General features: G+C 69.7%; 15 protein-coding genes. 6 read left to right on the top strand and 9 right to left on the bottom strand.

What is annotated here, in order from left to right:
- Positions 1-184 precede the first annotated feature (184 nt).
- From DL990_RS20740 to clpS, 6 genes are all read right to left on the bottom strand, one after another.
- Positions 185-1,135: a PLP-dependent cysteine synthase family protein gene (locus DL990_RS20740; RefSeq protein ID WP_125799614.1), complete on the bottom strand. Its 951-nt coding sequence runs from the start codon at positions 1,133-1,135 to the stop codon at positions 185-187.
- Positions 1,136-1,138: 3 nt separating this feature from the next.
- Complete coding sequence (locus tag DL990_RS20735) at positions 1,139-1,411, bottom strand: MoaD/ThiS family protein (protein WP_005165659.1); 273 nt, start codon at positions 1,409-1,411, stop codon at positions 1,139-1,141.
- Between the two features lie 72 nt (positions 1,412-1,483).
- A complete protein-coding gene (locus DL990_RS20730; protein ID WP_016336788.1) occupies positions 1,484-1,900 on the bottom strand; it encodes a Mov34/MPN/PAD-1 family protein in 417 nt (138 codons plus the stop codon).
- A 61-nt stretch (positions 1,901-1,961) separates the two neighbouring features.
- Complete coding sequence (locus DL990_RS20725; protein WP_125785075.1) at positions 1,962-2,954, bottom strand: P1 family peptidase; 993 nt, start codon at positions 2,952-2,954, stop codon at positions 1,962-1,964.
- Positions 2,951-3,508: a DUF2017 domain-containing protein gene (locus DL990_RS20720; protein WP_125799613.1), complete on the bottom strand. Its 558-nt coding sequence runs from the start codon at positions 3,506-3,508 to the stop codon at positions 2,951-2,953. The genes DL990_RS20725 and DL990_RS20720 overlap by 4 nt, the downstream gene beginning before the upstream one ends.
- The gene (clpS, locus tag DL990_RS20715) at positions 3,505-3,804 is read right to left on the bottom strand and encodes an ATP-dependent Clp protease adapter ClpS (RefSeq protein WP_005165655.1); all 300 of its coding nucleotides are present in this window, start codon (positions 3,802-3,804) and stop codon (positions 3,505-3,507) included. The genes DL990_RS20720 and clpS overlap by 4 nt, the downstream gene beginning before the upstream one ends.
- Positions 3,805-3,878: 74 nt before the next feature.
- Between clpS and DL990_RS20710 the strand changes: the two genes are divergently transcribed.
- Genes DL990_RS20710 through DL990_RS20700 form a run of 3 tightly spaced genes read left to right on the top strand, consistent with a single transcriptional unit; the run spans position 3,879 to position 6,428 of the window.
- Positions 3,879-5,183 carry a nicotinate phosphoribosyltransferase gene (locus tag DL990_RS20710; protein WP_125785077.1) on the top strand — a complete coding sequence of 435 codons (1,305 nt, stop codon included), beginning with the start codon at positions 3,879-3,881 and terminating at the stop codon, positions 5,181-5,183.
- A gap of 19 nt (positions 5,184-5,202) precedes the next feature.
- Entirely contained in the window at positions 5,203-5,778 is a 576-nt protein-coding gene (locus tag DL990_RS20705) for an isochorismatase family protein (protein WP_125799612.1), read from the top strand.
- A complete protein-coding gene (locus DL990_RS20700; RefSeq protein WP_125785079.1) occupies positions 5,775-6,428 on the top strand; it encodes a bifunctional 4-hydroxy-2-oxoglutarate aldolase/2-dehydro-3-deoxy-phosphogluconate aldolase in 654 nt (217 codons plus the stop codon). The genes DL990_RS20705 and DL990_RS20700 overlap by 4 nt, the downstream gene beginning before the upstream one ends.
- Positions 6,429-6,504: 76 nt before the next feature.
- Here the strand turns inward: DL990_RS20700 and DL990_RS20695 are convergent, their stop codons facing one another.
- Positions 6,505-7,170, bottom strand: a complete 666-nt coding sequence (locus DL990_RS20695) for a choice-of-anchor P family protein (RefSeq protein ID WP_125799611.1) — start codon at positions 7,168-7,170, stop codon at positions 6,505-6,507.
- Positions 7,171-7,313: 143 nt separating this feature from the next.
- Between DL990_RS20695 and DL990_RS20690 the strand changes: the two genes are divergently transcribed.
- From DL990_RS20690 to DL990_RS20680, 3 genes are all read left to right on the top strand, one after another.
- Complete coding sequence (locus DL990_RS20690; RefSeq protein ID WP_125785081.1) at positions 7,314-7,904, top strand: biotin transporter BioY; 591 nt, start codon at positions 7,314-7,316, stop codon at positions 7,902-7,904.
- 125 nt (positions 7,905-8,029) lie between these two features.
- Positions 8,030-10,087, top strand: coding sequence for an ATP-dependent DNA helicase (locus tag DL990_RS20685; protein ID WP_125785082.1), 2,058 nt, complete (start codon positions 8,030-8,032; stop codon positions 10,085-10,087).
- Positions 10,088-10,144: 57 nt separating this feature from the next.
- Positions 10,145-10,498 carry a hypothetical protein gene (locus DL990_RS20680; protein WP_125785083.1) on the top strand — a complete coding sequence of 118 codons (354 nt, stop codon included), beginning with the start codon at positions 10,145-10,147 and terminating at the stop codon, positions 10,496-10,498.
- Positions 10,499-10,569: 71 nt separating this feature from the next.
- Here DL990_RS20680 and DL990_RS20675 read toward each other — a convergent pair whose 3' ends face one another.
- Positions 10,570-10,974 carry an OsmC family protein gene (locus DL990_RS20675; RefSeq protein WP_038509009.1) on the bottom strand — a complete coding sequence of 135 codons (405 nt, stop codon included), beginning with the start codon at positions 10,972-10,974 and terminating at the stop codon, positions 10,570-10,572.
- Between the two features lie 11 nt (positions 10,975-10,985).
- Positions 10,986-12,737, bottom strand: a complete 1,752-nt coding sequence (locus DL990_RS20670; protein WP_125799610.1) for a serine/threonine-protein kinase — start codon at positions 12,735-12,737, stop codon at positions 10,986-10,988.
- Positions 12,738-12,739 lie beyond the last annotated feature (2 nt).

Here is a 12,739-nt window from a genome sequence, read left to right as displayed (position 1 = left end):
AGCTCCTGGTGGCTCCTGGGTTGATCTTGGTCGACGATCCATCTACCAGGAGCTTCGCCACGTTCACAGCACCAACACACCTACCCCACCACCAGGATGAAAAAGGCTCAATGAAGGGGCCTTTCATTGCAAATTTTGCTATGAAAGGCCCCTTCATTGCAGTCGCGATCGTTGCGGCCGCGCGTCAGGCCCAGAGCTGCCCGTCGAGCCTTTCGGCCGCTTCGTCGAGCGAGCCGGCGTACGCGCCCGTCGAGAGGTACTTCCACCCCGCGTCCGCGACCACGAAGGCCACGTCGGCGGGCTTCCCCGAAGCGTCGGCCTTCTCGGCGACGGCCAGCGCCGCGTGCAGCACGGCGCCGGTCGAGATCCCCGCGAAGATGCCTTCGTGCTCCAGCAGCTCGCGCGTCCGGCGAAGCGCGTCGTACGCGCCGACGGAGAACCGGCTGTTGAGCACGCTCGCGTCGTAGAGCTCCGGGACGAAGCCTTCGTCGAGGTTCCGCAGGCCGTACACCAGCTCGCCATAGCGCGGTTCGGCCGCGATGATCTGCACGTCCGGCTTCGCCTCGTGGAGGTAACGCCCCACGCCGACCAGGGTGCCGGTGGTGCCGAGGCCGCCGACGAAATGCGTCAGCGTCGGCAGGTCCTTGAGCAGTTCGGGCCCGGTGCCGCGGTAGTGCGCGTCGGCGTTGGCCGGGTTGCCGTACTGGTAGAGCATGACCCATTCCGGGTTCGCCTCGGCGAGTTCCTTCGCGCGGCGCACGGCCTCGTTGGACCCGCCGGCGGCCGGGGAGAAGACGATCCGCGCGCCGTACGCCTGCAGCAGCTGCTTGCGTTCGGTGGAGGTGTTCTCCGGCATCACGCACACCAGGCCGTAGCCCTTGAGCTTCGCGGCCATGGCGAGCGAGATCCCGGTGTTGCCGGAGGTCGGCTCGAGAATCGTGGAGCCGCGCCGGAGGATGCCTTCACGCTCGGCGGCCTCGATCATCGCCAGTGCGGGGCGATCCTTGATCGAGCCGGTCGGGTTGCGGTCCTCCAGTTTCGCCCACAACCGCACGTCGTGGGTGGGCGAAAGCCGGGGAAGACCGACCAGCGGGGTGCCGCCGAGCGTGTCGAGCAGCGACTCGTAGCGAGCCATCGATCAGCCACCGGCCACGGCGGGCAGGATGGTCAGGGTGTCGCCGTCCTTGACCTCGGCCTCGAGGCCGCCGGAGAAGCGGACGTCCTCGTCGTTGACGTAGACGTTGACGAAGCGGTGCAGCTTCTCTTCCTTGACCAGGCGGGCCTTGAGGCCGCCGTGACGGGACTCGATGTCGTCGATCACCTCGAGCACGGTCTTGCCGGTCGCCTCGACGGACTTCTCGCCGCCGGTGTGCGTACGCAGGATGGTCGGGATGGACACGGTCACGGCCATGGTTTTCTACCTCCGGTGGGTTCTCTGCTACGCAGACGTTCGGTCCGGGCCGGGTTATTCCCGGGGCCGGGTTCAGCCGATGATCTCGACGGGCTCCTCGGTGATCTCCCCGTCCACGATCCGGTACGACCGGAACTGGTGCGAATCGGGGTCCTTGGTGGAAACGAGCACGTAGTGCGCGTCGGGTTCCGAGGCGTACGAGACATCGGTGCGGGACGGGTAGGCGTCGGTCGCGGTGTGCGAGTGGTAGATGACCACCGGCACCTCGTCGTTGGCGTCCATCTCGCGGTAGAGCTTGAGCAGATCACCCGAGTCGAACTCGTAGAACGTGGGCGAGCGCGCCGCGTTCAGCATCGGGATGTACCGCTCGGGGCTGTCCGATCCCTCGGGACCGGCGATCACCCCGCACGCCTCATCGGGATGGTCACGACGGGCGTGGGCGACGATCTCGTCGACGAGTTCACGGCGGATCCGGAGCACGTCGCCCATCTTAGGTGCTGGACGGGGCGGGTCCATACTCTGAGATTGCCGCCACTCGGACCACGCTCGGTCAGGAGAAGGCTTCGGGCCAGACGTCGCGGTACGCGCGCATATCCCCGGCGGAAGTGGCGTTGAGCACGCCGTGCACCATCGCCCGCCCGAAGACCCGCGCGGCCGCCGAGCAGAGCGTGTCCAGCACCATCGCGCGCCGGGTCGCCGCGACGGGCCCGGCGCCACCGGGCAGCTCCCGGTCACCGGTCGCCAGCGCGAACACCGTGTCGCCGTCGAACATCGTGTGCGCCGGGCGGACCGCCCTGGCGAGACCGTCTTGCGCGGCCACCGCGAGCCGTCGTGCTTCAGCCTTGGACAGCGCCGCGTCGACCGCGACCACGCCGATGGTCGTGTTGAGCCCCGATGCCTTCGCCTCGACATCGCCCGGCCGGTCGGGCCAGCGGACGCCGAATTCGCCGTCGACCTCGTGATCCGCCGCGAACGCGCGGCCGGTCGAAAGGTCAACGGCCTCGCCGGCGGCGTTCACGGCGGCGACGACGCCGACGGTGAACTCCCCGACCTTCTCCGAAGCGGTCCCGATCCCACCCTTGAGTGATCCCGCCTTCGCCCCGGCGCCCGCACCGACGGTCCCTAGCCCGACCGGGCCCAAGGCAGCCGCTTCACAGGCCGCATAACCGAATGAGGCGTCCGGACGGTTTCCCCAGTCGCCTCGGGGCAGGTCGAACAGCACCGCGGCGGGCACGATCGGCACCACCTCGTGCGGTTCGGTCCCGACCGGGATGCCCAGGTTCCGCTCGGCGAGCCAGCGCATGACGCCGTCCGCCGCGGCCAGGCCGTACGCGCTCCCGCCGGACAGGCAGATCGCGTTGACGTGCTGGACCAGGTTCTCCGGCTCCAGCAGGTTGGTCTCGCGGGTGCCGGGCGCGCCGCCGCGCTGGTCGACGGCTCCGACGGCGCCACCGGGGACCAGCACGACCGTCGTCCCGGACGCCCAGCCGTCGCCGACCCGCTCGTGATGCCCGACCAGCACCCCCGGCACGTCGGTGATCATGACGTCAGCGACTGGATGAGGGTCTCCTGCACCCAGGTCAGCCAGTGGTAGACGCCCAGATGCGGCGCACGCGGATCGTCCTCGGGCAGCTCGTCGGGCATGTCATCGGTGACGTCGAGCGCGGTGCCCAGCGCGAGCCGGACGTCGTTGAGCGCGCCCAGCCAAGCGTCGGCCTGCTCGAAGGTCAGCCGCACGTTCCCGCCGTCACGCGGCAGGGTGTCCAGCACGATCTTGGCGACGCCGACCTTCTTGTCCAGCAGTTCGGGCTCGTGGATCGACCGCATCGCGGCGGCGGAGTCGATGTCCTCGCGGGTCGGGTTGTCCGGGTCGAGCTTGTGGAAGTCCGGCAGCAACCGGGAAAGCACCGGGTCGTCCGGCGATTCGGTCGGGCCCATCCGGATGCCGGTCAGCTCGGCCAGCTCGTCCTGCGGCGCCTCCTCGGCGCGCGCGGTGAGCATGTCCTCCAGCTGGCTGACCAGACCGCGCAGAACCGCGGCCTCCTGCTGCTCGAACCCCGCGACGATGGTCTCGCCCTTACGGCGCCATCCGTTCATGAAGGCTGCTCCATCGTCGCCCAGAGACCGGCGGCGTGGAGTTTCGCGACGTCGGTCTCCACCTTCTCCTTGGAACCGGAGGACACGATCGCCTTGCCCTTCTGGTGTACGTCGAGCATCAGCTTCGTCGCGTGGTCCCGGCTGTAACCGAACAGCTTCTGGAACACGTACGTCACGTACGACATGAGGTTCACCGGATCGTTCCAGACGACCGTCCGCCAGGGTTTGTCCTCAGAGACGACCTCTACTCCCTGTGGATCAACCTGCGTCTGCTCGGATGCGACAGGCGTGGACATGCACTCCATGGTGTCACGGGCCCGTTCCGGTATGGGCTGGCAGGTCCGGCCATGTGGGTGAATAGGCTGGTGCCATGGGTTTCCCCGAGGCGGCCACTGGCGCCAGCACCGCGCTGCTCACCGACCACTACGAGCTGACCATGCTGGCCAGCGCCCTGTCCGACGGGACCGCGGACCGGCCGTGCGTCTTCGAGGCCTTCGCGCGTCGTCTGCCCGACGGTCGCCGCTACGGCGTCGTCGCGGGCACCGGGCGGGTCCTCGACTCGATCGCGGACTTCCGGTTCACCGATGCCGAGCTGAGTCAACTGGAAGCGACGGCGGTCGTCGACGACGCCACACTTTCGTGGCTCGCGGACTACTCCTTCTCGGGGAACATCACCGGTTACCCCGAGGGCGAGCTCTACTTCCCCGGCTCCCCGATCCTGACCGTCACCGGCTCCTTCGGCGAGGCCGTCGTGCTGGAGACGCTGATCCTCTCGATCCTCAACCACGACAGCGCGATCGCGTCCGCGGCGGCACGGATGTCGGGTGCCGCGCACGGCAGGCCGATCATCGAGATGGGCGGGCGCCGCACCCACGAGTACGCCGCCGTCGCCGCCGCGCGGGCCGCGTACCTCGCCGGATTCGCCACGACCTCCAACCTCGAAGCGGGCCGCCGTTACGGCATCCCGACCCGGGGCACCGTCGCGCACGCGTTCATGTTGCTGCACGACAGCGAAGAGGCGGCGTTCCGCGCGCAGGTGGACAAGATGGGCGCCGACACCACCCTCCTGGTGGACACCTACGACATCACCAAGGGCATCGAAACGGCCGTCCGGGTGGCCGGGACCGAACTCGGCGCGATCCGCATCGACTCCGGCGACGTGGGCCCGCTGGCGCGCAAGGCCCGCGAGCAGCTGGACGCCCTCGGCGCCAAGGACACCCGCATCGTGGTGTCGGGTGACCTCGACGAACACGCCATCGCGGCGCTCCGCGCGGAGCCCGTCGACGCGTACGGCGTCGGGACCTCGGTCGTCACCGGATCCGGCGCGCCGACCGCCGGGATGGTCTACAAGCTCGTGGAGGTCGACGGCAGGCCGGTCGCCAAGCGCAGCGCGCACAAGGAGTCCCGCGGCGGCAGGAAATCGGCGCTGCGACGGCACCGCGAAACCGGCACCGCCGTCGAAGAGGTGATCTGGACGGCCGCCTCGGCGGTACCAGAACGAGGACCGAACGACCACGAATTGCAGATTCCGCTGGTCCGGGACGGCCGGACGGTGGATGATCTGCCCACGCTGGACGACGCGCGCCAGCGGCTTCGGCGGGCGCTGGTGAGCCTTCCGTGGGAAGGCCTCAAGCTCTCGCACGGGGAGCCCGCCATCCCGACCGTATTCGTCTAAAGAGACTCAGGAGCAACACATGGGGACCGCCTTGATCGTGGTCGACGTGCAGAACGACTTCTGCGAAGGCGGGTCGCTCGGCCTGCCGGGTGGCGCCGCCGCCGCCGAAGCGATCTCCAAGCAGGCCGCGGAAGGCGGCTACGCGCACGTCGTCGCCACCCGCGACTACCACATCGATCCGGGCGACCACTTCAGCGAGACGCCGGACTTCAAGGACAGCTGGCCGCGTCACTGCGTCGCGGGCACCTCCGGCGCGTCGTTCCACCCCGCACTCGACGTGGTCCCGATCAGCGAGGTCTTCTCCAAGGGCGAGTACACCGCCGCGTACTCCGGTTTCGAGGGCAACGCGCGCGACGGCAAGACGCTCGACGCGTGGCTGAAGGAGCACGACGTCACGGAGGTCGACGTCGTCGGCATCGCGACCGACTTCTGTGTCCGCGCGACCGCGCTCGACGCGGCGAAGGCGGGCTTCAAGGTCCGGGTGCTGCTGGACCTCACGGTCGGCGGCTCGCAGCCGACCGTCGACGCCGCGCTCAAGGACTTCGACGAGGTGGGCGTGACCTACACCGGGAAGGCGCCGGTTCCCGCCGCATGATCCAGCACGGCCTCCAGGACACCCTGATCGAAAATCGGCTCGTCGCGATCCTGCGGGCCGCGGACGCGAGCCGGTTCGCCGACGCCGCCACGGTGCTGAACGCCGCCGGGGTGCGGGTGCTCGAAGCGGCGTTGACCACGCCAGGCGCCACCGACGCCATCAAGACCATCCGCAAGAAGCTCGGCGACGACGCGCACATCGGCGCCGGGAGCGTCCGCGAGGTGTCCGATGTGGACATCTCGGCGGACGCCGGCGCGTCCTTCCTGGTCACGCCCACGGTGAACCCGCTGGTCATCGAACGCGCGCACGAACGCGGGCTGCCGGTGATCTGCGGCGCGCTGACGCCGACCGAGATCGACCAGGCGTGGCGTCTCGGCGCGGCGGCGGTGAAGGTGTTCCCGATCGCGGCCGTCGGCGGGATCGCCTACCTGCGGGCGATCCGGGCGCCGATGCCGGACATCCCGCTGGTGCCGACCGGCGGCATCCACCTCGCCGACGTCGGGAAGTACCTCGATGCGGGTTCGATCGCCGTCGCCGCCGCGACGCCGCTTCTCGGCGACGCTCTCACCTCGAGCGGGTCGCTGACGGACCTGGCCACCCGGGCGAGTGAGTTCGTCGCCGCGGCCGCGAAGTACGTCTCACGCGCTTAGGGCCCCTCACCCGCCGCAATTCGTCACCTACTTGCGATCTCGATCCCCGCAAGTAGGTGACGAATTGCGGGCGGGGTCAGGGCTTCTTCTTGCCGTACGGGTCGCAGCGCGCCGTCCCGAGGTAGATGTCGCCCTTCGCCGGGCCGTCACCCTGCGGGAACAGCTTGATGTGCAGCATGTGCGTCACGAGGCTCCCGTCGGGCGGCGTCGGCGTGACGGTCTCGTTGACCGTCAGCGACGCCAGCGCCGTCCCGCCCTTGCCGCCGGCGATGGTCAGCCGGTAGTTCTGCGGGATGTTCTCCGGCAGCGTGAACCCGGAGACGTCGCCGAACTCGATGTAGCCGAGGCTGCCGTCCTTGGTGGTGCTGCACTTCGCCATGAACGTGCGGACCTTGATCACCGGGCCGCCGAACCGTTTGAGCAGCGTGGTCTCGAATCGCCGCCCGGCCGCCTCGGCGACGGCCACCGCACCGTTCCGGCCGCAGCGCGACTCACCGCCGCCGAACCGGGCGAAATCGCCGGTGGCGCCGCCCTGTGTCGTCGCGGTCAAGGGACCGTCGACGTCGCACGGCGCCAGCTCGCCGGTGACCACGTGCTCGTCGCCGATCTCCACGTCGAGCGAACCGACCGACGCGGCCGCCGTCGCGGGCGCGGGCTCGGCCGACGCGATCGCCGGTCCTCCCGTCACCAGCGCCCCGGTCAGCATCGTCACCGACAACAGCCTCGAAACGGGTTTCTTCATGTCCGGCAGCCTCCACCAACTGCCTTTCCCATGCAGGGTCATGCCACCCGGTCGAGTGGATCGTGAGGTGCCCGACATTCGGTCCGCCGCCCGCCGTCTGGCGTTAACCTCGGTTCACATTCGTGTACTCATAGGAGGTCTGAGTGTCTTCGCTGTCCGTGGCCGGCCCCCGTCCGGTCCTCGCCGACCTCGTTCCCGGCGCCCTCGTCCGCGACACGATCCTGGTCGCCGGTGGTGCCGCCCTGACCGGCGCGGCCGCGCAGATCCTGATCCCGGTGCCCGGCTCACCGGTGCCGATGACCGGCCAGACGTTCGCCGCCCTGCTGGTCGGCGCCGCGCTCGGCTGGAAGCGCGGCGCGCTGTCGATGGCGCTGTACCTGGCCGTCGGCGCGGCCGGCTTCGGCTGGTTCCAGAACGGTTCTTCGGGCCTGTTCGGCGCCAGCGCTGGCTACATCGTCGGGTTCGTCTTCGCCGGCGCCCTGGTCGGCGCGCTCGCCGGCCGCGGTGGCGACCGCACGCCGCTGCGCATGGCGGGGACGATGGTGCTGGGCAACCTCGTCATCTACTCGGTCGGTGTGCCGTGGTTGATGGCGTCGACCGGCTTCGGCCTGTCGACCGCGCTGGCGAAGGGCGTCGTGCCGTTCCTGATCGGGGACGCGCTGAAGATCGCCGTCGCCGCGGCGCTGCTTCCGGGCACCTGGGCGTTGGTCTCTCGCTTCCGCAAGGAGTCGTGACCGGTCCTTTCACGGCCCCACGAGCTGCAATGAAGGGGCCTTTCATTGCAAAATTTGCTATGAAAGGCCCCTTCATTGCACGGGGCGGACGATCTTGACGGTGCCCCCGGCTATCGTCTTGTCCCGTGCCTTCCCGTGCTGACTTCCCCGGTGTCCTCGAACTGCTGACCCACGCGGTCGAGTCCGTGGGCGGTGCCGAGCGCGAGGGCCAGGTGCAGATGGCGGACGCCGTCGGCCGGGCGATCCGCACCGGTGAGCACCTGGCCGTCCAGGCGGGCACGGGCACCGGGAAGTCGTTGGCGTACCTCGTTCCCGCGATCCGGCACGCGGTCGAGAAGGAGGCCACGGTCGTGGTCTCCACGGCCACCATCGCCCTGCAGCGCCAGCTGGTCGACCGAGACCTCCCCCGGCTGGCGAAGGCGCTGAAGAAGCCCCTCGGCCGCGAGCCCACCTTCGCGATCCTCAAGGGCCGCCGTAACTACCTCTGCCTCCACCGGCTGGACTCCGGCGCCCCGGACGAGCCGGAAGACCAGCAGTTGTTCGATCCGTTCGCCGTGTCCCGGCTCGGCAAGGAGGTCACGCGGCTGCGGGAATGGTCGTCCGACACCGAAACCGGCGACCGCGACGAGCTGGTCCCCGGCGTGACGGATCAGGCGTGGCGGCAGGTTTCCGTCACGGCCAAGGAATGCCTGGGCGCGTCGCGCTGCCCCATCGGCACGGACTGCTTCGCGGAACGGTCCCGCGCCGAGGCGGGCAAGGCCGATGTCGTGGTCACCAACCACGCACTGCTGGCGATCGACGCGCTGCAGGGCTACCAGGTGCTCCCCGAACACGACCTCGTGATCATCGACGAGGCACACGACCTCGTGGACCGCGTGACGTCCGTGGCGACCGGCGAGCTGACCAGCGGCATGGTCTCCGCTGCCGCCCGGCGCTGCGGGAAACTGGTCGACGACGAAGTGGCCGACCAGTTGCTGGAGGCGAGCGACGGGCTGGCCCTGATCCTCGACGACCTGCCGTCGGGCCGCATGGACTCGCTGCCCCAGGCCCTCACCGGCGCGATCCCCGCGGTCCGCGACGCCGCGCACCGCTGCCTCACCGCGCTCGGCAAGGACCGGAAAGAGGACGTCGACGAGGCCACGGCCCGCAAACTGGCGCGGTCGCTGCTCGAAGAGGTCCACGACACCGCGGTCCGGCTGCTCGAGGCCTTCGACGACGACAAGGCGCATCAGCGTGACGTCGTCTGGCTGACCGGGGACCGCTTCTCCACGAACCCGCGTCCGCCCGCGCTGAAGGTCGCTCCGCTCGGTGTCGCCGGTCTGTTGCGGGAGCGTGTCTTCAACCAGCACACGACCGTCCTCACGTCGGCGACGCTGACCTTGGGCGGCACTTTCGACACCATGGCCCGCCAGTGGGGTCTCCCGCCCGGCGGCGCGAGGGTGGAGAAGGCGCCTGGCGCGGCGACGGACAAGGCCGCTCCCGCCGACAGCGACGACGCCGAGGGCCCGAAGTGGACCGGCCTCGACGTCGGCTCCCCGTTCGATCACAAACGCAACGGAATCCTCTACCTGGCCAAGCATCTTCCGCCGCCGGGACGGGACGGATTGCAGCCCTCGACCATGGACGAGCTGGCCGAGCTGATCGAGGCCGCGGGCGGGCGCACGCTCGGCCTGTTCTCCTCGATGCGCGCGGCGAAGCAGGCCACCGAGGAGATGCGGGAGCGGCTCGACCTGCCGATCCTCTGCCAGGGCGACGATTCCACCGGTCTGCTGGTGCAGAAGTTCTCCGAGGACGCGCGCACCTGCCTGTTCGGCACGCTGTCGTTGTGGCAGGGCGTCGACGTGCCCGGTCCGTCGCTCCAGCTCGTGGTCGTCGACAGGATCCCGTTCCCCCGCCCCGACGATCCGGTCTCGTCGGCGCGGCAGCGAGCTGTGGAAGCCAGGGGCGGCAACGGTTTCCTCACCGTCGCGGCCACGCACGCCGCGCTGCTGCTCGCACAGGGCACCGGACGGCTGCACCGTTCGGTCACCGATCGCGGCGTCGTGGCGATCCTGGACTCGCGACTGGCCACCGCCCGCTACGGCGGATTCCTGCGTGCCTCGCTGCCGCCGTTCTGGCCGACGATGGATCCGAAGGTCGCCCGCGACGCGCTGCGCCGCCTCGACGCCGCCGCCCCGGGCTGAGTGGCCTGGAACACGGCCGAGTACCGTTAACGGAACGCCGAAGACAGGGAGAACCGGTTGTCCCACGAGTCGCCCAACGCACAATCCCGGACCGTCAGCGTCGATGACACCGGAGTGCGGCGCCAGCTCGCGGACGGAAGCGAGGAAGCCGTCATGTGGTCCGAGCTGTCCGCGGTGGTGGTCAGAGTGATCCCTGAAGGCCCGTGGAAAGAAGACGTCTTCTTCATGCTCGCGGGCGCCGACGGGAAGGGCACCGCGATCCCCAGCGGCGACCCGGCCGCCGACGCCTTGATCGAGCGGCTCCAGACGCTGCCCGGCTTCGACAACGAGAAGTTCATCGAGGCCATGACCACCGACGCCGACGAGGCGTACGTGGTCTGGAGCGCCGAAGGCCACGCCGCCAAACACTGAGCCAAGCGCTATGAAAGGTCCTTTCCTTGCAAAATTTGCAAGGAAAGGACCTTTCATAGCATCCGGAGGACCTACTCGACCGGGAAGCTCTCCGTGACCGGGATGCCCTTCTTCAGCGTCCGGCTCACCGTGCACAGCCGCTCGATGGCCCGATCCACCGCCGCCGCGAGCGCCTCTCGATCCGCAGCGGGCAGCGAGGACACATCGACGTCGAAAGCCACATGGACCGCGTCGAGCTCCGAAGCGTCTTCGCGCCTGTCCGCAGTCACGCCGACCCGGAACTTCGAGTCCTCACCGATCCGGCGCGTGATGAGGTTCTCGGCGGTGACGGCCGAGCAGCCCGCCGCCGCGATCTGCAGCAGCTCGGCGGGCGAGAAGGCGCCCTCGGCGCCCTTGCGGCCGATCACGACCTCGGCACCGCGTTCGTTACGGCCGATGAAGCGATGCTCGCCGTCGCGCTGGACTTCCAAAGACACGGTTTTCCCTTTCACAGTGGCGGCAGCCGGGGAGCGATCTCGCCGGCGAGCCGTTCCGCGGCCGGGCACATCTCCTCCGGCCGCTTGACCTTGTTCGCGACGTAGATCTCCACCGTCTCGATCATGGCACGACCGTCGCCGGTGAACGTCCGGTGCGGGATCTCCGCCTGGCAAGCCTTCCACTCGGTCGAGACCTCGACGAAGGCTTCCCGCGATCCGAGAGCGACGCGCCTGCCGTCGTCTTCGAGCGGCGCCTGGTCCCGTTCGAACCGGATCGTCACCTCCGTCTCGCGGTGGTTCCAGTAGCACTCCCAGTTGCCGAACACCGGATCCGGTCTCGCCGGCCCGCCGACGATCGCCTGGGGCAGTTCACCGCCGAGCGCGCAGGCGTCGAGAGTCCCGAGCGAACCCGCGGGGAAGGGGGCCGGACGACGCTCGAGCGGTCCGCGGTTCAGCACCCCAGCCGCGTGCGCGGCGACCGGGTCGACGTAGTCGCAAAGGTGCGCGTGCCAGTTCCGGACATGGCGTGAATGCACCCAGAGCTGGTTGCCGTCCGGCAGCTCGATGGCCCGCTGGCATTTCTCCTCGGTGTCGCTCGGCCATTCACGCACACGCAGCGTCCCGGGCGCGGGCTTCTCCAGCATCGGCGACCCCGGGATGGTCAATTCGAGCCGGACGTCGACGATGTCCTCTTCGTCCGGGCTCAGCCTCAGCAGGACGCCGCAAGCGTTGAAGTTGCCGTTCGCGGTGTCGAGCCGTGGGGTCCCGAACTGTTTCAGCACGGACGGGTCCACCAGCGCGCAGGGGTCGGCCGTGCGCGGATCTCCGACCGAGTTCATCGGCGTGGGGCCTGCCGCGATCGACGCCGGTTCCCTCGTGGCGTAGAGCAGCCCTCCGAGCAGCACCAGCACCGCCGCGGCGGCGCCGATCGCCATGGCTCGCCTGGTCACGCGGAACCGTCGCATCCGTGCGGGCACGCCGACATCCGCGACCTCGGACAGCAGTTCGGCGGCGCGAACGGCGTCCGGACGGCCGGCGGGTTTGCGGCGCAGCAGTTCGGTCAGCACCGGCGCCAGTGGCCCCGCCCGCCGGATCGGCTCCAGGGAGTACGACGTCGCCCGCCGGAGCTGGACGAACGGCCCCACGCTCGCGTCTCCCCACACCGAAGTGCCCTCGACGGCAGCGAACAGTGTCGCGCCGAGCGAGAACACGTCCGCCGCGGCGCCAGCCTGGCGCCCTTCGGCCATTTCGGGCGCGACGTAGCCGGGAGTGCCGACGTCGAGGCCGCCGCCGGTGCGGGTCACTTCCGCCCACTGCGCGATGCCGAGGTCGGTCAGTTTGGCGGTGCCGTCTTCGGCCAGCAGGACGTTGCCCGGTTTGAGGTCGCGGTGGACCATGCCCTTCTCGTGCATCGCCGCGAGCGCGGCGGCGAGCTGGACACCGATCTTCGCCACCTTGCCGGGTGACAGCGGCCCGTCGGTGTCGATGACGTCGGCGAGGTTGCGCGAAGGCAGGTACTCCATGACGAGCCAGCGGTCGTCGCCGTCGATCACGGCGTCGAAAACGGTGACGACGTTCGGATGATGCAGACCAGCGCCGATCCGCGCCTCGCGCCGGATCTGGCCGCTGTCCCCGGCCTGCGACCGCTTGAGGGCGACGACCCGGCCGAGGTCCAGATCGGCGGCACGCCAGACCACGCCCATACCCCCGGCGCCGATCCGCTCCTCCAAGCGATAGCGCCCGGCGATCAGCCGGTCACCCATAT

It is taken from the genome of Amycolatopsis sp. WAC 01416 (assembly GCF_003947485.1).
Lineage (GTDB): Bacteria > Actinomycetota > Actinomycetes > Mycobacteriales > Pseudonocardiaceae > Amycolatopsis.
The sequence above is the reverse complement of the archived record's forward strand: the minus strand, read 5'-3'. Positions and strand labels throughout refer to the sequence as shown.